A 17,552-nucleotide genomic window follows, 5' to 3' on the forward strand; every position below is an offset into this window, starting at 1 on the left:
CCGACGGAGGGCCGGAGGACCGCGCGCCGGGCACCCGGCGGGGTCCAGCCCGGACCCGCGCCACCAGACAACGACCCGCCGGTCGCCGCCAGCGACCGGCCGGCCGGCCCGAAGGCGCGGGCCCGCGGGGAGACCGCCGTCGGCGCGACCCGGAGCGCCCGGGCCGGACGACGGCGCCGCCCGCCGGTCCCCGCCCGGATGGGATGCTGGGGCGCAGGACGCCGGCGACGTGGCCGGTGGTCGCCCCGCCGGTACGGCTCGGGGCAGGCAGCGCCCGGGACGGCCCGGTGCGCCAGGCGCACGGGAGGCGACGGTGGGAGCGGTCGCCTCAGGCACCCTGGAGCGGGCGCCGGACGCCCCCGGCGCGGCGCCCGCAGCCCGTGGACGACGGCTGCCCTGGCGCACGCTGCTGGCCGCGGCCGGGGGACTGGTCCTGCTGCTCGCCTTCCCGGGGTACGGTCTGTCGTGGCTGGCCCCCCTCGGCCCGGCCGCCCTCGCGCTGGCCGTCCGGGGCCGGCGGGCCCGCTCCGGTGCCTGGCTGGGCCTGGTCTTCGGCCTGTGCTTCTTCGTGCCGCTGCTGTCCTGGAGCGGCATCTTCGTCGGCTGGCTGCCGTGGCTGGCGCTGGCCGGCTGGGAGGCGGTGCACCTGGCACTGCTCGGCGCGGCGACGGCGACGACCTCCCGGCTCCGGCTGTGGCCGCTGTGGGCGGCCGCCCTCTGGGTGGCCGACGAGGCGCTGCGCGGCCGCTTCGTGCTCGACGGGTTCCCCTGGGGACGGCTGGGGCTGAGCCAGACCGAGGGCCCCTTCCTCTCCCTGGCCGCCTACGGCGGAGTGCCCCTGGTCGGCTTCGCCGTGGCCCTGACCGGCACGCTGCTGGCCGCCGCCCTGGTCGCGCTCGTCCGTGCACGGGGGAGGGGGGCGCGGCGGCCCGCCGTCCTGGCCCTGATCGGGGCGCTGGCGGTTCCGCTGCTGGGCGGCCTGGCCTGGCTGCCCCTGCCCGGTGCGTCGCTGACCGCGGGCGGCCCGGCGGTGACCGTGGCGGTCGTCCAGGGCGACGTGCCCGAGCCGGGACTCGAGTTCAACGCACGGCGCCGCGCCGTCCTCGACAACCACGTGACCGGCACCCTGGACCTCGCCGAGGCCGTCGCGGCGGGGGAGCGGGACCAGCCCGACGTCGTCATCTGGCCGGAGAACAGCTCCGACATCGACCCCTACCTGAACGAGGACGCGGCCCGGCAGATCAGCCGGGCGGCCGCGGCGATCGACGCACCCGTCCTCGTCGGGGCCGTCGTCGACGGCCCCGGCCGGTTCATCAGCAACACCGGGATCGTGTGGGACCCGCGCACCGGCCCGGGCGACACCTACGTCAAGCGCCATCCCGTGCCCCTGGCCGAGTACGTCCCGGCCCGCGACTTCTTCCGGTTCTTCAGCGACAAGGTCGACCTCGTGCGCCGGGACTTCGTGCACGGCACCGAGGTCGGGCTGCTCGAGTTCGGCGGCGCCCGGGTCGGCGACGTCATCTGCTTCGAGGTGGTCTACGACGGACTCGTGCGCGACGTCGTCCGGGCCGGTGCCGGGATGATCGTCGTCCAGACGAACAACGCCACCTTCGGCTACACCGACGAGAGCGAGCAGCAGCTGGCGGCCAGCCGGCTGCGGGCGGTGGAGTTCGGCCGGACCGTCGTGGTGGCCGCGACCAGCGGCATCTCCGCGATCGTCGCGCCCGACGGCTCGCTGGCCGCCCGGTCGGAGCTCTACACCGCCGACACGTTCGTCGAGGACATCGCCCAGCGCGACTCCACCACCCTGGCCGAGCGGCTCGGTGCGGCGCCGGAGTGGGTGCTGACGGCGCTCGGGGGTGGCGCCCTGCTGGCCGTCGTCCTCCGTGCCCGGACGCGGCGGCGGGCTGCCGGAGCACATTGAGCCGCTCGGGCGTTGGTACCGGGTGGGGAGGGGTCGGCCGGGCCGGTCCCGCACCGGGACGGGTCCGCGACGGCGGGCGGTGACCAGGGTCCGCCAGGGACCGGGGACCGCCCGCAGGGGCGGACCGAGGAGAGCCGTGGGTCGCCGCGTGCGCTTGCTGGCCGGGCTGCTCGCCCTGGCCGAGATCGTCGTCTTCGTGCTCGTCGCCAGCTGGATCGGGGTGGGCGCGACCGTGCTGGCGGCACTGACCACCAGCGTCCTGGGCTGGGCGCTGCTGGCCCGGCAGGGCACCCGTGCCCTGACCGAGTTGCGCGACCGCGCCCGGGAGCGCCGGGCACCCGGCCGCGCGCTGGGCGACGCCGGGTTGATCGCCGTCGGCGGGCTGCTGATGCTGCTGCCGGGCTTCATCGGGGACGTCGTCGGGCTGCTGTGCCTGCTGCCGCCCACCCGGTTCCTCGTGCGGGGGCTGCTCGCCCGCGTCCTGGCCGGCCGCCTCCCGGCCGAGCTGCGCGGCCCGGTGCACGTCCGCAGCACCCGCACGCCCCACGTCGACGGAGCGCCGGGCAGCGGCGCCACCCGCGTGGGACGTCCGATGGTCATCGAGGGCGAGATCGTCCCGGCCGACGACCTGCGGGGGCGGGAGCAGGCGCAGCCCTGAGGGCAGCGGCTACCGCAGCACCCGGAACCGCAGGCTGGCGCGCATCCCGCCGTCGGTCGACGGCCCCCGGACAGGGAACGGCCCCGGTGGGGATCCCACCGGGGCCGTTCCGTGTCCGAGGGCCGGCTCCTCTGCAAGGCCCCGCGCCGAGCCTGCGAGGCGTGAGGGCAGAGGGGCCTCCGTCAGCTGGCGCGGGTCCGCCGGCCGCGCAGCACCTCGAGGCGCTCGGCGAGCACCTCTTCCAGGTCGTCCACCGAGCGGCGCTCCAGGAGCATGTCCCAGTGCGTCCGCGGCGGCTTCACCTTCTTGGGTGCGGGCTCCGCACCCCCGACCAGCTTGGCCGCCCCGCCGTCGAACTTGCACTCCCACGTGTCGGGGAGCTCGGCGTCGTCGGCGAAGGGCACGGTGAACAGGTGACCCGAAGGGCACCGGTACTCCGCGTACTGCCGCTCGATCGGGGCGGTGTTCCGCTCGGTCTCGTAGCTCACGCTGCCCAGTCGGCTGCCCCGCAGGGAACGCTCGCCCATGGCACACCGTCCTCTCGTGCTCTGGTGTCGGTCGGAACCGGACGTCTCGACGTGGGGGCTACCCACCGGACGGCGGTGTCGAAAGAACCAACGGCGGATTTCGCGGAGAGATTCCGCAGAGTCGGTTCAGAATCATCGCATGGAGTGGTATTGGGCGCTGCAGCCACCCCCCGACGGGTGAGCTAGGGCAGGGCGAGCTGCCCCGGGCCGGCCGCGGCCGGCCCCAGCTGGCCGAGCACGTGGTGCCGCCGGCAGAGCACCTGGTAGTGGACGTCGGCGTCGGCGGAGGGCTCCCCGGGTGCCGGCGTCGGCGCGGTGTCGGCGACGACGACCGTCGCGCCCTCCCGCACCATCGACCCGTCGACCACCCGGGCGTTGAGCAGCCCGGGCAGTCCGCACCAGCAGAGCACCTCGACCTGCACCCGCTGGACGTCGTCGGCGACCTCCAGCAGCCGCTGGGTGCCCGGGAACAGCCGGGTGCGGAAGTCGGTGGTCAGCCCGAACGCGTAGACGTCCACGTGGGACTCGTCGACCAGTTCGGCCAGCTGGTCGACCTGCCCGGCGGTGAGGAACTGGGCCTCGTCGACGATCAGGTAGTCCACCCGCTCGCCCGCGGCCCAGGAGCTGCGCACCAGCAGCCGCAGGTCGGTGCCGGCGTCGACCTCGACCGCCTCCCGGCACAGACCCACCCGGGAGCTGATCCGCGGCTGGGCCGACCGGTCGCCCTGGGTGAGCAGCAGGCCCCGGCGTCCCTGGCGGGCCTGGTTGTGGTCCACCTGCAGGGCCAGCGTCGACTTCCCGCAGTCCATCGGGCCGTGGAAGAAGCGCAGGTGCGCCGGGGCCGGGTGCCGGCGGCGGTCACCGGCGACGGGGACCGCCGACGTCCGCCGCTCCACCCGCGAGTCGCCGTCCGGGGAGCTCACAGGCGCTCCGGTGGGGTGTTGCCGGCCGCCAGGACGGCGCGGCGGACCGGCAGCGCGGCCAGCGCCACGAAGCCCGCCACGAAGAAGACGACCAGGCTCACGATCGCGTACCGGTAGGAGCCGGTCAGCTGGTAGGTCAGCCCGAACGCCAGCGGGCCCAGCCAGCTGGTGCCGCGGTCGCTGATCTCGTAGAAGCCGTAGTACTCGGCCTCCTTGCCGGCCGGGATCAGCTGGCTGAACAGCGAGCGGGACAGGGCCTGCGTGCCGCCCTGCACCAGCCCGATGACCGCGGCCAGGGCGTAGAACTGCGCGACCGCCCCCTCCTGCAGGGAGAAGGCGGCCAGCAGCACCCCGATCCACGCCACCAGGGCTCCCAGGACGACCCGCTTCGCGCCGTAGCGGCCGGCCAGCCGGCCGAGGCCGAGGGCACCGGCGATGGCCACCACCTGGACCATGAGGATGGCGCCGGTGAGCACCGACTGCTCCAGCCCCAGCTCCTCGGTCGCGTAGGTGGCCGACAGGGAGATGACCGTCTGGACGCCGTCGTTGAACAGCAGGTAGGCCCCGAGGAACCAGAGCGTGAGCGGGAACGCCCGCATCTCCCGCATCGTGGCCGCGAGCTGCCGGAAACCGCTGCGCGGGCGCCCCTCGGCCGCGCGCACCGGGCGGTCCCGCAGGCGGGAGAGGGTGAACACGGTGAACGCGCCCCACCACAACCCCGCCGTGGCCAGGCAGATGCGCACCGCCTCGCCGGTGGTCAGGCCGAGGGACTCCGCGCCGAGCACCAGGCCCAGGTGGACGGCGAGCAGCAGCGCCCCACCGACGTACCCGAACGCCCAGCCCCGGCTGGAGACCGCGTCCCGCTCGTCGGGGCCGGCCAGGTCGGGCAGCCACGAGTAGTAGACGACGGTGGCCGCCCCGAAGCTGATGTTGGCCACGATGAACAGCACCGCACCGAGCAGGTAGCGGCCGTCGGCGACGAAGAACAGCCCCGTGGTCGCCAGCGCCCCCAGGACGGCGAACCCGCCGAGCAGCTGCCGCTTGCGGCCGGTCCGGTCGGCGACCGCGCCGGTCAGCGGCAGCACGAGCACCTGCAGGACGACCGACGCCGACAGGACGTAGGAGAACCAGCTGCCGGGCGGGATGGACAGGCCGAGGACCGGCAGCCGGCCGTCGGGGCCGACGGCGTCCTCGGCGACCGACGTCAGGTAGGGCCCCAGGAAGACGGTGGTGACGCTGGTGTTGAACACCGACATCGCCCAGTCGTAGGAGTACCAGCCGAAGCGTTCGCGGCGCAGCGCCCGGTCGGCGGGGGGAGCGGTCGGCCCGGCGGCGGGGGCGGTCGTCACCGGCGCAGGGTGCCAGCCGGACCCGTGACGGTCCAGCACAGGGTGGTCACGGGATGTCGTCCGGGACGACGCCGCCGGGGAACGCCGCGGTCGCCGTCGTCGGGCGGGTGGGGTCGACCCAGGCGGGGCGATCGGCCGGCTCGCCCGCCCGCAGCGGCACCAGGCCCCGGGTGATCGCCGCGGCGATGCGGGTGCGGGCGCGGTTGGCGTCGCCGACCCGGACGGGCTGCAGGTCCTCGAAGAACACCGGCGGACCGATGTGCACCCGGAGCGCCGGCTGCCGCCACAAGGCCCGCAGCAGGGTGCGCAGCTTGCCCCAGTCGTTGGCGTACTGCAGCACCTCGTGGGCGCCCCACTGGCTGACCGGGATCACCGGGACGTCGGCGGCCAGCGCCATGCGGGCCAGCCCGGACCGGCCCCGCTCGGGCCAGCCGTCGGCGGTCAGCCCGACCCGGCCCTCGGGATAGGCGACGACGTGCCCGCCGTGGGTCAGCGCCACCTGGGTGACCCGCAGCGCGTGCGCGGCGACGTCGGTGCCGCGCTCGACGCGGATGCCACCGCAGCGCTCGAGCAGGGGGCCCGCGACGGGCGAGCGCATGATCCCGCCGGTGGCCATGAACCGCGGCGTCACGCCGGCCTGGTGCAGGGCCGCGGCCACCACGAAGGTGTCGAAGTCGCCGATGTGGTTGACCGCCAGCAGCAGCGGCCCGTCCAGCCACTCCTCGGGTACCGACCCGGTGACCTGCAGCCGGCCGAAGACGCCGGGCAGCCAGGAGAAGTTGCGCAGCACGAACCGCCACAACCACCAGGGCGGGGTCGCGGCGATGGCCAGCTCGCGGGCGAACCACTCCGGATCGTCCGGGCCGACCAGGCCCGCGACGTCGTCCGGCAGCGGTGGGGCGGACGGGCGCCAGCCCCGGATCCACGTGCCCAGACCGGTCACCGGGGCTTCCACTGGCCGCGCTGCTCCAGCACGTCGCGCAGCATCGCCGGGCGGTCGGTCATCACGCCGTCGACCCCCAGGTCGAGCATCGTCGTCGTCTCCTCCACGGTGTCCACCGTCCAGACGTGCACCTGCAGGCCACGGGCGTGCGCCGTGGCCACGAACCGCTCGTCGACCAGCGCACGGCCGCCCAGCTGCAGCGGCACCTGGGCGCAGCCGGCCTGGATGCGCACCAGGCCGGCCGCCCGCGGGGAGTAGGACGACAGCCGGAGTGCGGCCACCCCCCGCGGGCCCAGGGACGTGCACACCGTCGGGCCGAAGAGCCGGCGCGCCGCGGCGAGGCGGGCGTCGGAGAACGACCCGAGGCAGATCCGGTCGGCGACCTGCAGCCGGCGCACCGTCCGCACCAGCGGCGCCAGGACACCGGCGGCCTTGATGTCGAGGTTGAACCGGACGTCGGGCCAGGCGCCGAGCAGTTCCTCGAGCCGCAGGATGGGCTCGCGGCCACCGATCCGGGCCGTGGCGACCTCCGACCAGGGCAGCTGGTCGACCCGCCCGCTCCGGTCGGTCACCCGGTCCAGGGTCGGGTCGTGGAAGACGACCGGCACGCCGTCGGCGGTCACCCGGACGTCGGTCTCCAGGTAGCGGTAGCCCATGGCCACGCAGGCCTCGAACGCCGGGCGGGTGTTCTCCAGGTGCTCGATGGCCCCGCCGCGGTGCGCCATCGCCAGGGGGGTCGGCCCGTCGAGGAAGGCGTAGCGGGCCGGGACCACGCCGACACGTTAACGCCGGGCGTGACCGGCCCGGTCAGCCCCTCGTGCCTCCCGCCCCACCGTCCTCGTGGGCACCGCCCGTCCGGCCGGCGACCGCCGTGGCCATCCGGGCGACGATGGTGTCCAGGACCGGGCGCGGGGTCGCCAGGTTCAGCCGCACGTGCCCGGCACCGGGCGCGCCGCACTCCGGCCCGTCGACCAGGGCGACGCCGGCGTGCTCGAGGAAGTACGCCCCGGGTGAGGTCGGCAGGTCCAGCGCCCGGCAGTCCAGCCAGGCGAGATAGGTGCCCTCCGGCGGCGTCCAGCGCACCGCGGGCAGGTGCTCGGCCAGCAGCTCGCCCAGGCGCCGGCGGTTGCCGTCGAGGTAGGCCAGCACGCCAGCCAGCCACGGGCCGCCCTCCCTGTACGCGGCGGTGGTGGCGAGGACGCCGGGGGTCGAGGCGCCGTGCCCGTACAGCAGTCCCACCCGCGCCCAGTGCTCGGCGTCGGCCTCGTCGGAGAGGATGAGCTGCGCGGCCTTGAGACCCGGCAGGTTCCAGGCCTTGGACGCCGCCGTGGCGGTGACCGTGTGCCGCGCGGTGGCGGGGGAGAGGGCGGCGTAGGGCCGGTGTACCGCGCCGGGGTGGACCAGCGGCGCGTGGATCTCGTCGGCGAACACCCGCGCACCCGTCCGCTCGACCACCTCGGCCAGCGCGAGCTGCTCCTCGGCGTCGAAGACGCGCCCCAGCGGGTTGTGCGGGTTGCAGTGCACGAGCAGCCCGCCGCCGTCCAGCGCCCGGGCGATGCCCTCGAGGTCGTACGACGCCCGGCCGTCGCGCTGCACCATCGGCACCTGGACGAGCTCCCGCCCGAGCAACGCGGGCACGGTGAGGAAGGGCATGTAGGCCGGCGTGGGCAGGACGACGGGGCTGCCCGGCGGCGTGAAGTGCTCGATCGCCGCCTGCAGGCCGGCCAGGACGTCGGCCAGGGGGAACACCCACTCCGGCGGGACCGCCCAGCCGTGGTGCGCCGCGTACCACCCGGCGCAGGCCCGGGCCATGCCGGCCGCGACCTCGGGCGTCAGGTACCCGAACGCCGCGCGGTCGACCGCCTCGTGCAGGGCCCGGGTGACCGCGGGGGCGGTGCCGAAGTCCATCTCGGCGACGAACGCCCCGATCGCGTCCCCGTACCGGGTCCACTTGAGGCTGCCCGAGGCGCGCAGCGCGTCCTCGGTGAGCGCGTCGAACGCCGCCGTCGGCTCCTCGGGCACGGCCCTCCTGTCCCTGCCGGGGCCGCGACGGGCCGTCCCGGGCGTGTTCCTCGGTGCTGTCGGCATCGCCGTCTACCGTGCGCAGCGTGGCAGAGCAGCACGCACCGGAGGCGACCGACGAAGAGGCGGCGCCGGGGTCCGGGTTGCCCAGCCCCCGGCGGGGGAGCGCCGCCGAGCGTCGGTGCGGGTGGTGCCGTCGGGTCCTGCCCCAGCAGGGATCGGTGGGGCGGCCGCGTCAGTACTGCGGCCAGGCGTGCCGGCAGCGGGCCTACGAGCAGCGGTCCGCGACCGCGAAGGCGGGGCTGTCGGGGGACGTCGTCCTGGTGACCCGGTCCGAGCTCGACGGCCTGCAGGACCGGCTGTACCAGCTGCGGTGCGCGCTCGAGGACGTGCAGACCCTGCTGGCCGAACGTCCCACCAAGGCCGAACTGGAGCGGTCCCTGGCCGAGCTGCTGCACTCGACCGGCCGGCTCGACCGGCTGTGGGTGTCCGAGCGAGCCGGCTGACCACGACGCCGGTCAGTCCGGGTCCTGGGTGTCGTCCTCGCCGTCCTGCTCAGCGCCGTCCTCCGGGTCGGAGTTGTCCGGGAGGTTGTCCTGGGAGTCGTCGTTCTCGTCGTCCGTGTCGGTGTTGACGCTCTCCTCGTCGTTGGTGCCGTCGCGCTGGTCCTGCCCGGCGGCCTGGCAGCCGGTCATCGTCGCGCCGCCTCCGAAGAGCGCCAGGGCGGTCATCAGTGCGGCGATCGGGCGTCGGAGTTGCATGTCCCCGACCCTACGGAGCGTCCGGCACAGCCGCCCGTCGAACCCGGCACCTATCCATCTTTTCGTAACAGTGACGTATCTGGGCATGGGTCAGCGGGTCGGGAGGAGGCACGACCGGGGGCAGTGTGGGCATCCGGGGACGGTCGCCGGTCGGGGGGTCGGCCGCCCGACGGTGCTCCGGTGCGGTCGTGGATCACGGTCAGCCCGGGCGGACTCGTGGACCGTGATCAGCTCGGGCGGACCCGTGGATCATGATCGGCGCCGGACGCGGGAACCCGGGCCGGCGAGCCGTCCAGGCCGCGCCAGCAGCGACGCCGCCGGACTCTCGGCGCCGCGAGTCCGTCCCCGGCACGACGGCGTCGGATCCCGTGCGGGACGACGGCGGTCGGACGACGGCCGTCGGACGGGGACGGTCGGACGGTCGGACGGGGACGATCGCACCGCCAGGACACCGGCCGCCTTGCCCTCGTCCAGCCCCTCTCGGGTCCGTACGGCGTGCGCCGATAATGCACATTATGTCAACTAGGCCGGACCGCGCCCCCTCCTCCGGGTCCGGGGTCATCAGGTCAGGGTGGGTACGTCGTAGTCGGCGAAGCGGCGGTCGGCGGTGACCAGGACCAGGCGACGGCTCATCGCCTGGGCGATGAGCATGCGGTCGAACGGGTCGTCGTGGTGCCGCGGCAGCGCTCCTGCGGTCAGGCCGTCCTCCACGGTGACCGGCAACGCGTCGATGCCGTGGTGCACCAGCTCCGTCGCGAGGTCGTCCGGCACCGACAGCTTGCCCAGGGCTGCCTTGATCGCCATCTCCCACGCCGACGCAGCCGACACGGCCACCGCCGTCCCCGGATCCGCGATGGCCGCCCGCATCGTCGAGGTCAGCCGGTCGTCGTCACCGAGCCACCACAGCAGGACGTGCGTGTCCAGCAGCAGCGTCACGCGTCGCCCTCGCCGCGGAACGCGGCCAACACGCTCTCCGGCGTCTCGTCGAAGTCGTCGGCGATGACGACCCGACCCCGCCACGACCCCGGCACCCGTGGCTCACGGCGCGTTCCTGCCGGCACGAGCCGGGCGACCGGCTTCCCGGCACGGGCGATGACGACGTCCTCCCCCGCCTCGACGGCTTCCAGCAGCCGGGAGAGATGGGTCTTCGCCTCGTGCACGTTCACGGTCCGGGTCACGCGTTCCATCGTGATTGACTAAGGTGGACTAAGTCAACGTGCCGCCGAGGGTTCCTGGGGGTCCTCCGGCCGGGGCTGGGCGCTGTGTTGGGGATAACGGACGCAGGTGGTCAGTCGGGCCGGGCAGTGCTGCTGCCGGTGGCCGTGCGCCCGAGTATGGCGTCGGCGGAGCCGGTCCACAGCGATCCGGCGGCCGTCCGCGCGCCGCCGATGAGAGCGGTGCCCGACGGCGGTCATCCCTGCACCGCCGACCCGAGGAGCGCCCCGTGCCGAGCACCATCCGACCGATCATCGTCACCGCCGACCTGCCTCGGCTGCTCGCCTTCTACACCGGGCTGCTCGGCGCCGCCGAGGTGATGCGCTACCCGGAGGACGGCCCCGCCTCCTACGTCGGCCTGCAGCTGGGCGACTCCGAACTCGGGCTGTCGGCCGACGACTCGGTGGTGCCGGGAACGCCCGGCCGGATGCTGCTGAGCATCGAGGTGGACGACGTCGACGCGACGTTGACCCGGGTCGACGAACTCGGCGGCTCCGCGCCCGGCCCGGCCAACGACATGCCGTGGGGCCAGCGGGTCGCCCACATCACCGACCCCGACGGCACCGTGGTCAACCTGACGACGACCACGGCAGGCTCCTAGGGGCGGTCCTGCTCGTCGGGCAGCCGCGTCCAGGTGCCCAGCGAGCCCCGCCGCGAGAACGCCGCCCACGTGTCGAGCGCGGTGATCGCCACCACCACCGCACACCAGGACACGAGGAACGCGCGGTTCCCCGTCGCGAACGCGACGACCCCGAAGACGATCAGCGCTGCGCCCACGACGATGCCGAGCACCGCCAGGGCCCTGGCCGGCTCGTACCGGTGACCGCCTGCCACGCCACTCCCCGATCGTCGAGCACCGACTGCTGACGGCGGGTCACGCGCTCCCGGCCGGCCGACACGGTGACATCACGCCGGGGGCGGTGCACCGGTGGCCGGGCTGATCGCCCACGATCGGGCGACAGCGGCGGCCCGGCCCGCATCGCGTCGTAGGGTCCGGCCGATGGACGACGACCGGCCGGGTCCCACCCGGGGGATCCTCCGCCCCGCCGCCATCCCGGCGGTGTACGGCCTGGACCGGCTGCCGCCCTCCCCCGCCCTGGCCGACCTCGTGGCGCTGTACTGGCGGGTGGACTGGGCGCTGGCGCCGGGTGCGGTGCACGACTCGCTCGTCATCTCCCATCCCGGCGTCAACCTGTCCGTCGAGCCGGACGGCGTCTGGCTGACCGGTCCCGTCTCCGGCACCTACCGGCGACAGCTCACCGGCGCCGCCACGGTCACGGCGGTGCGCTTCCGGGCGGCGGCCTTCCGGTCGCTGGTCGACCGGCCGATCAGGGAGCTCCGCGACCGGGTGCTGCCGGCCGCGGAGCTGCTGCCGCTGCCGGCCGACCTGGCCGGGCGGGTGCAGGCGGCGGGCGACCTGGCCGCCGCCCGGACGGTCCTCGAGGAATGGCTGCGCACGCTGCCGCGCTCGGCCGCCCCGGAGCTCGCCGAGCTGGACGCGACGGTCGAGCTGATCGAGAGCGACCGGACCATCCACCGGGTCGACCAGCTGGCCGAGCGCACCGGCCGGAGCGTCCGCGGTCTCCAGCGGGCCTTCGCCGACGCCGTCGGACTGTCGGCGAAGCGGCTGATCCGCGCGGCCCGGCTGCGCGAGGTCGCCGAACGCGCGCTGGAGGGCACGGTCGACTGGGCCGCGGTGGCCGTGGAGCTGGGCTACACCGACCAGGCGCACCTCGTCCGGGACTTCACCGCCGCCGTCGGCACTCCCCCGGCGCGCTACGCCCGCCAGGCCGCCGGGTGAGGCGTCGCCTTTCTCCAAGACCCGAGGGGGCGGTGCTCCTAGCGTCGAGGGCATGACGACGCCCCTCCCCGACCTCTACGAGCGGCTCCAGGAGGCCGCCGGCGAGGCGGCCCGCATCGCCCGTGGCGCCGCCGCCGCGCCCCTCGACTCCCCCACCCCGGACGGCGAGTGGGACCTGCGGACCCTTCTCGACCACTGGCAGCTCTACAGCGCCTACGGCCTGGAGTGCCGGGCCCGTCGCGAGCCGATCCCCGACGACCTCGCCGCCCGGGATCTCACCGCCGACCCCGACTGGCCCGAGCGGTACGCCGCCCAGCTCGACCGGGCCCTCGCCGCCTGGCAGGACCCGGCCGCCTGGACGGGCGAGATCGATCTGGGCGGCATGTCCTCCCCCGCGCCCACCGTGGCCGGGATGCTGGTCAAGGAGCTCGTCGTCCACGGCTGGGACGTCGCCCGAACGACCGGCCAGGAGCTGACGGTCAGCGAGGCGACCGCCCGGGTCGTCCTCGACCTCGTCGTCGAGCACGGCGAGCTCTTCCGGCAGTACGGCGGCTTCGCCGACGAGCTGCCGGTCGAGGACGGGATGCCCACCCTCGAGCGGGCGCTGCGCCTGTCCGGCCGCGATCCGCACTGGCGCCCCTGATCCGGGCCCGGCGACCCCGTGGCCACGACGTCGGGTCAGGGGCTGGAGACGGCGACGCGGACGCCGAGGCCGACCAGCACCGTGCCGCTGACCGCCTCCAGCCGACGCCGGATGCGTGGCCGGCGGAACCACGCGCCGGCGCGGGCGACCCCGGCGGCCAGGCCCAGGTACAGGCCGGTCTCCAGGGTGATCTGCAGCAGCCCCAGCAGCGCGGTGGTGGCGAACACCGGCCCCTCGGCAGGCACGAACTGCGGGTAGAAGGCGACCATGAAGACGGCGGCCTTGGGGTTGGCCAGCTGGACGACCACACCCTCGCCGAACGCCGTCCACCAGCGCCGCCGGGCGGCCGGCGCCGCGGCCGGGCCCGCGGGCTCGCGGCCGTCGTCCCGCCACGCCGCACGCCACGCACGGACGCCGAGCAGGAGCAGCACCGCCGCCCCGCCGACCCGGAGCACCAGGTAGCCGGCCTCGGACGCCGCGACGAGGGCGGCGAGCCCGGCGCCGGCGACCAGCGCCCACACGTACAGACCCAGCTCCAGGCCGAGCACCGTGGGCACCGCGCCCGGTAGCCCCCGCAGCGCCGCGCGTCGCACGATGAGCGCCATCGCGGGGCCCGGCGAGGCGGAGATGAGCAGCACCGCCAGCACGAACGCGGGCAGCGTCCCCAGCAGGTCCACGCGAGCAGGGTGTCAGCCCGTCGCGGGTCCGGTCGACGCGTTTCCGACCCCGGGTCCTCCCCGCCGCGACCCCGTCGCGGCAGCAGCTCCAGGGGACCCGGGCGCCGGCGTCGAGCCGCTGCCAGCCGGGAGGCGTCCCCTCTTGCCGCTTCCTGGTCTTCCCTCGCGGGGCACCGCCGCGCGTGTTGGGGATAACGGTCGAACGCCGAGGCCTCGGGGAACTGCCAGGGAGGTGCGGTTGACTGCCCGACCGTGGACGTCGTGGCGCGCTTCTGGACCCGGATCACCACCCCGGTCCCCGACCTGCCCCCTGCCGTCCTGCTGGCCACCCTGGCCGCCGCCGCGGTCGTCGTCCTCTCCCCCGCCCTGTGGCATCCGGCCCGCAACGTCGTGACGATCGCCCACGAGGGGGCCCACGGTCTGGCCGCGCTGGTCACCGGGCGACGGCTGGCCGGCATCCGGTTGCACTCGGACACCTCCGGGCTCACCGTCTCGGCCGGGCGGCCGACCGGGCCGGGCATGGTGCTCACCTGCGCCGCGGGGTACCTGGGCCCGGGGCTGTTCGGCCTGGGCGCGGCGGCGCTGTTGGCCGCCGGGCACGCGGTGGGGCTGCTCTGGGCGCTGCTCGGCCTGCTCGCGCTGCTGCTGGTCCAGATCCGCAACTGGTTCGGGCTGTGGTCGGTGCTGGCGACGGCCGCCGTCCTGGTCGCCGTGACCGGGTGGCTGCCACCGGAGGGCCAGGCCGCCTTCGCCGCGGCCGGCACCTGGTTCCTGCTGCTGGCCGCTCCGAAGGCGGTGGTCGAACTGCAGCGGGCGCGGCGCCGCCGGTCCGCCCCGGACTCCGACGCCGATCAGCTGGCCAGGCTCACCCGGCTGCCGGCGCTGCTGTGGGTCGGCGTCTTCCTGCTCGTCGACCTCGGCGCCCTGCTGCTGGGCGCCTGGTGGCTGCTGGCTTGAGAGAGGACCCTCCTGCCCCCACCACTCGCGCGCTCGCGGCACGGCCCTGCAGGAGGCCGGAACGGACTCAGCGCTTGCCGCGTCGCCGCGGCGCCGCACCATGCGGCTGGGAGACGGGCTCCACCGACGGCGCCGGCGGGATGTCGGCGACGACCTCCTCGGCGTCCACGGTGAGCCGGCGACCGTGGTGGTGGACGTCGAGCGGGTCACCCTCGGTCAGCCGGTAGGTCGCCTGCGTCGGGGTCACCGTGACCACCAGGCACCGGCCCTGGTAGTTCAGCCGGAAGCCGAGCCGGGTGATCCGCTCGGGCAGCCGCGGGGCGAAGAGCAGCCGGCCGTCGTGGTCGCGCATCCCCCCGAAGCCGGCCACCGCGACCGTCCACCCGCCGGCCAGCGAGGCGATGTGCAGGCCGTGCCCGGAGTTGCCGTGCAGGTTCTGCAGGTCGGTGAGGGTGGCCTCGCCCCAGTAGTCGTAGGCGAGCTCGAGATGCCCGGTCTCGGCCGCCACCACCGCCTGCTGGGTGGCCGACAGCGAGGAGTCCCGCACCGTCCGGGCCTCGTAGTAGGCGAAGTCGGCGACCTTCTCCTCGTGCGTGAACGCGTCGCCGCGCAGGTGCAGGGCCATCACCAGGTCGGCCTGCTTGATGACCTGCTTGCGGTAGATGTCGAAGTACGGGTAGTGCATGAGCAGCGGGTAGCAGTCCGGCGGTGTCGACTCGAAGTCCCACTCCTCGTGGTGGGTGAACGCGTCGGACTGCATGTGCACGCCGCGGCGGGTGTCGTAGGGCACCGCCATCAGCCGGGCCGCCTTCTCCCAGACCGCGACCTCGTCCTCGGTCACGTCCAGCCGGCCGGCGACGTCGGGCTGGCGCTGCACCGCGGCGGCGGCCTCGAGCAGGTTCCGCTGCGCCATCAGGTTCGTGTAGACGTTGTTGTCGACGACGGCGGTGTACTCGTCCGGCCCGGTCACCCCGTCGATGCGGAAGCCGTGTTCCTCGTCGAAGTGCCCGAGCGACGCCCACAGCCGCGCCGTCTCGATGAGCAGCTCGGCGCCGTGGTCACGGTCGAACTCCTCGTCGAGCGTGGCGTGGTGGTACCGGACGACGGCGTCGGCGATGTCGGCGTTGATGTGGAACGCCGCCGTCCCGGCCGGCCAGTACCCCGACGTCTCCTCGCCACGGATCGTGCGCCACGGGAAGGCCGCGCCGTGCAGCCCGAGCACCCGCGCCCGCTCCCGGGCGAGGTCCAGCGTGGCGTGCCGCCAGCGCAGGGCGTCGCGGGCCGCGGCGGGCGCGATGTAGGTCAGCGCCGGCAGCACGTAGGTCTCGGTGTCCCAGAAGGTGTGCCCGTCGTAGCCGGGCCCGGTGAGCCCCTTGGCCGGGATCGGCTGGCGCTCGGCCCGCAGGCCGGCCTGGAGCAGGTGGAAGACGCCGACCCGCACGGCCTGCTGCAGCTCGTCGTCGCCCTCGATCTCGACGTCGGCGTGCAGCCAGTGCGCGTCGAGCACCTCCCGCTGCTCGCGCAGCAACCGGTCGAACCCCGCCAGCTTGGCGGTGGCGAGCGCACCCTCGACCTGGTCGCGGAGCGCCGCCGCCGAGCGGCGGGAGGACCACCCGTAGGACAGGTACTTGAGCAGCTTGACCGACGAGCCCTGCGGCAGCCGCGCGGCGAGGGTGAAGCGGGCGAGGTCCTCCCCCGCCTCGATCTCCTCGGTGGAGGTGTCGGGCACCTCCACGACGTGCTCCATGCCGGCGGCCATGCGCAGCCGGCTGCGCTGGGTGCGGTGCACCAGCACGGCGCGGTGACCACGGGCCACGGCCAGCTCGCTGACCAGCGGCCGGGCCAGCGCGGCGGAGGCCCGCGGGTCGTCGGCCTCGGTGCCGCTGTCGACCGGCTCGTTGGCCAGCAGGTCCGACTGCAGGGCGATGTAGAGGTCACCCTGGCCGTCGTTGCACTCGACGGAGTACTCGATGGCGGCGATGGAGCGGCGGCGCAGCGAGACCAGCCGGGTGCTGGTCACCGTCACCGTCCGGCCGTTGGGTGAGCGCCACTCGGTGGTGCGGCGCAGCACCCCGCGGCGCAGGTCCAGCGTGCGGCGGTGGTCGATGATCTCCCCGTAGGCGAGGTCCAGGGGGGTGTCCCCGACCAGCAGCCGGATCAGCTTGCCGTCGGTCACGTTGACCACGGTCTGCCCCTGCTCCGGGAACCCGTAGCCGGCCTCGGCGTAGGGCAGCTGGCGCTCCTCGAAGAAGCCGTTGAGGTAGGTGCCCGGGATGACCACGGGCTCGCCCTCCTCGAACGAGCCGCGCATGCCGAGGTGGCCGTTGGAGAGGGCGAACACCGACTCGTGGACGGCGAGCGAGGCGTGGTCGAGGCCGATCTCGGTCAGCGCCCAAGGCTCGACCGGGAAACTGGGCCGGCCCTCCGTCACAGCAGCTCCTCCAGGTCGGTCACCACGACGTCGGCGCCCGCGTCGCGCAGGGCGTCGGCCTGCCCGACCCGGTCGACGCCGACGACGTACCCGAAGTCCCCGGCGCGCCCGGCCTGCACACCGGACAGTGCGTCCTCGTAGACGACCGCCGCGCCCGGCTCGACGCCCAGGGCGCGGGCGCCGGCCAGGAACGTGTCCGGGGCGGGCTTGCCGCGCAGGCCGTCCCTGGCCGCGACGACGCCGTCGATCCGCGCGTCGATGAGGTCGGCGAAGCCGCCCGCGGCGATGACCTTCTCGCCGTTGGCGCTGGCCGTGACCACCGCCGTGGCCAGGCCCGCGTCCTTGACCGCCCGGAGGTAGCGCACCGACCCGGGGTAGACCTCGACGCCGTGCTCCTCGAGCTCGCGGAGCACCATCGCGTTCTTCTGCTCGCTGATCACGTGCACCGTCGCCGCTCCCGGCGGGTCGTCCGGCCCACCCTCGGGGAGCTGGATGCCCCGGCTGGCGAGGAAGCCGCGAACGCCGTCGGCACGGTGCTTACCGTCGACGAAGCGGTTGTAGTCCTCCTGGCTGAACTCCGGCTGGCCGGGGTCGTGCCGCCGCAGGAACTCGTCGAAGGTGCGCTTCCAGGCGGCCATGTGCACCGTCGCCGTGCGGGTCAGGACGCCGTCGAGGTCGAAGAGGCAGACGCGGACGTGATCCGGGAGGCCGAGCACGGCCC

At 75.0% G+C, this 17,552-nt stretch carries 20 protein-coding genes; 7 read left to right on the forward strand and 13 right to left on the reverse strand.

What is annotated here, in order from left to right:
- The first annotated feature begins 313 nt into the window (after positions 1–313).
- Entirely contained in the window at positions 314–1,924 is a 1,611-nt protein-coding gene (gene lnt / locus GCU56_RS02015; protein ID WP_163479845.1) for an apolipoprotein N-acyltransferase, read from the forward strand.
- Positions 1,925–2,060: 136 nt separating this feature from the next.
- Entirely contained in the window at positions 2,061–2,582 is a 522-nt protein-coding gene (locus GCU56_RS02020; RefSeq protein ID WP_163479846.1) for an FxsA family protein, read from the forward strand.
- Positions 2,583–2,764: 182 nt separating this feature from the next.
- Here the strand turns inward: GCU56_RS02020 and GCU56_RS02025 are convergent, their stop codons facing one another.
- From GCU56_RS02025 to GCU56_RS02050, 6 genes are all read right to left on the reverse strand, one after another.
- Positions 2,765–3,109 carry an RNA polymerase-binding protein RbpA gene (locus GCU56_RS02025; RefSeq protein WP_163479847.1) on the reverse strand — a complete coding sequence of 115 codons (345 nt, stop codon included), beginning with the start codon at positions 3,107–3,109 and terminating at the stop codon, positions 2,765–2,767.
- A 182-nt stretch (positions 3,110–3,291) separates the two neighbouring features.
- Positions 3,292–4,032: a thymidine kinase gene (locus tag GCU56_RS02030; protein ID WP_345771583.1), complete on the reverse strand. Its 741-nt coding sequence runs from the start codon at positions 4,030–4,032 to the stop codon at positions 3,292–3,294.
- Entirely contained in the window at positions 4,029–5,381 is a 1,353-nt protein-coding gene (locus GCU56_RS02035) for an MFS transporter (protein ID WP_163479848.1), read from the reverse strand. Before GCU56_RS02035 ends, GCU56_RS02030 begins: the two co-directional genes overlap by 4 nt.
- A 46-nt stretch (positions 5,382–5,427) precedes the next feature.
- Positions 5,428–6,324 (reverse strand): lysophospholipid acyltransferase family protein, encoded by an 897-nt coding sequence (locus tag GCU56_RS02040; RefSeq protein WP_345771584.1) that lies wholly within the window; start codon positions 6,322–6,324, stop codon positions 5,428–5,430.
- A complete protein-coding gene (locus tag GCU56_RS02045; RefSeq protein ID WP_345771585.1) occupies positions 6,321–7,097 on the reverse strand; it encodes a glycerophosphodiester phosphodiesterase family protein in 777 nt (258 codons plus the stop codon). Before GCU56_RS02045 ends, GCU56_RS02040 begins: the two co-directional genes overlap by 4 nt.
- A 34-nt stretch (positions 7,098–7,131) precedes the next feature.
- On the reverse strand, positions 7,132–8,346 hold the full coding sequence (locus tag GCU56_RS02050; protein ID WP_345771586.1) for a MalY/PatB family protein: 1,215 nt from the start codon (positions 8,344–8,346) through the stop codon (positions 7,132–7,134).
- A gap of 86 nt (positions 8,347–8,432) precedes the next feature.
- On the opposite strand from GCU56_RS02050, the gene GCU56_RS02055 reads away from it, so the two are divergent.
- A complete protein-coding gene (locus tag GCU56_RS02055; protein WP_239521647.1) occupies positions 8,433–8,852 on the forward strand; it encodes a hypothetical protein in 420 nt (139 codons plus the stop codon).
- 12 nt (positions 8,853–8,864) lie between these two features.
- Here GCU56_RS02055 and GCU56_RS02060 read toward each other — a convergent pair whose 3' ends face one another.
- The 3 genes from GCU56_RS02060 to GCU56_RS02070 form a co-directional block, all read right to left on the reverse strand.
- Positions 8,865–9,107 carry a hypothetical protein gene (locus GCU56_RS02060; RefSeq protein ID WP_163479850.1) on the reverse strand — a complete coding sequence of 81 codons (243 nt, stop codon included), beginning with the start codon at positions 9,105–9,107 and terminating at the stop codon, positions 8,865–8,867.
- A gap of 561 nt (positions 9,108–9,668) precedes the next feature.
- Positions 9,669–10,043 (reverse strand): PIN domain-containing protein, encoded by a 375-nt coding sequence (locus GCU56_RS02065; RefSeq protein WP_163479851.1) that lies wholly within the window; start codon positions 10,041–10,043, stop codon positions 9,669–9,671.
- The gene (locus GCU56_RS02070) at positions 10,040–10,285 is read right to left on the reverse strand and encodes a type II toxin-antitoxin system Phd/YefM family antitoxin (protein ID WP_345771587.1); all 246 of its coding nucleotides are present in this window, start codon (positions 10,283–10,285) and stop codon (positions 10,040–10,042) included. Before GCU56_RS02070 ends, GCU56_RS02065 begins: the two co-directional genes overlap by 4 nt.
- Before the next feature lie 266 nt (positions 10,286–10,551).
- On the opposite strand from GCU56_RS02070, the gene GCU56_RS02075 reads away from it, so the two are divergent.
- Entirely contained in the window at positions 10,552–10,923 is a 372-nt protein-coding gene (locus GCU56_RS02075) for a VOC family protein (RefSeq protein ID WP_345771588.1), read from the forward strand.
- On the opposite strand, the gene GCU56_RS02080 is transcribed toward GCU56_RS02075, so the two are convergent.
- Positions 10,920–11,156: a hypothetical protein gene (locus GCU56_RS02080; RefSeq protein ID WP_163479853.1), complete on the reverse strand. Its 237-nt coding sequence runs from the start codon at positions 11,154–11,156 to the stop codon at positions 10,920–10,922. The two genes, GCU56_RS02075 and GCU56_RS02080, sit on opposite strands and share 4 nt — an antisense overlap.
- A gap of 166 nt (positions 11,157–11,322) precedes the next feature.
- On the opposite strand from GCU56_RS02080, the gene GCU56_RS02085 reads away from it, so the two are divergent.
- The gene (locus tag GCU56_RS02085; RefSeq protein ID WP_163479854.1) at positions 11,323–12,123 is read left to right on the forward strand and encodes a helix-turn-helix domain-containing protein; all 801 of its coding nucleotides are present in this window, start codon (positions 11,323–11,325) and stop codon (positions 12,121–12,123) included.
- 52 nt (positions 12,124–12,175) lie between these two features.
- A complete protein-coding gene (locus tag GCU56_RS02090) occupies positions 12,176–12,766 on the forward strand; it encodes a TIGR03086 family metal-binding protein (RefSeq protein ID WP_163479855.1) in 591 nt (196 codons plus the stop codon).
- Positions 12,767–12,801: 35 nt separating this feature from the next.
- Here the strand turns inward: GCU56_RS02090 and GCU56_RS02095 are convergent, their stop codons facing one another.
- The gene (locus GCU56_RS02095; RefSeq protein ID WP_163479856.1) at positions 12,802–13,443 is read right to left on the reverse strand and encodes a LysE family transporter; all 642 of its coding nucleotides are present in this window, start codon (positions 13,441–13,443) and stop codon (positions 12,802–12,804) included.
- A gap of 261 nt (positions 13,444–13,704) precedes the next feature.
- Here GCU56_RS02095 and GCU56_RS02100 point away from each other — a divergent pair, with 261 nt between their 5' ends.
- A complete protein-coding gene (locus tag GCU56_RS02100) occupies positions 13,705–14,400 on the forward strand; it encodes a M50 family metallopeptidase (protein ID WP_345771589.1) in 696 nt (231 codons plus the stop codon).
- 67 nt (positions 14,401–14,467) lie between these two features.
- On the opposite strand, the gene GCU56_RS02105 is transcribed toward GCU56_RS02100, so the two are convergent.
- Positions 14,468–16,831, reverse strand: a complete 2,364-nt coding sequence (locus GCU56_RS02105; protein ID WP_163479858.1) for a glycosyl hydrolase family 65 protein — start codon at positions 16,829–16,831, stop codon at positions 14,468–14,470.
- Positions 16,828–17,547: an HAD-IA family hydrolase gene (locus tag GCU56_RS02110; RefSeq protein ID WP_163479859.1), complete on the reverse strand. Its 720-nt coding sequence runs from the start codon at positions 17,545–17,547 to the stop codon at positions 16,828–16,830. Before GCU56_RS02110 ends, GCU56_RS02105 begins: the two co-directional genes overlap by 4 nt.
- Positions 17,548–17,552 lie beyond the last annotated feature (5 nt).

This window comes from Geodermatophilus sabuli (assembly GCF_010686765.1).
GTDB classification, from domain to species: Bacteria; Actinomycetota; Actinomycetes; order Mycobacteriales; family Geodermatophilaceae; genus Geodermatophilus; species Geodermatophilus sabuli_A.

Excerpts from the sequence above, each read along its gene's own strand:
- GCU56_RS02090 (WP_163479855.1), top strand. The coding sequence starts at position 12,176 with ATGACGACGCCCCTCCCCGACCTCTACGAGCGGCTCCAGGAGGCCGCC.
- GCU56_RS02060 (WP_163479850.1), bottom strand. The coding sequence starts at position 9,107 with ATGCAACTCCGACGCCCGATCGCCGCACTGATGACCGCCCTGGCGCTC.
- GCU56_RS02025 (WP_163479847.1), bottom strand. The coding sequence starts at position 3,109 with ATGGGCGAGCGTTCCCTGCGGGGCAGCCGACTGGGCAGCGTGAGCTAC.
- GCU56_RS02085 (WP_163479854.1), top strand. The coding sequence starts at position 11,323 with ATGGACGACGACCGGCCGGGTCCCACCCGGGGGATCCTCCGCCCCGCC.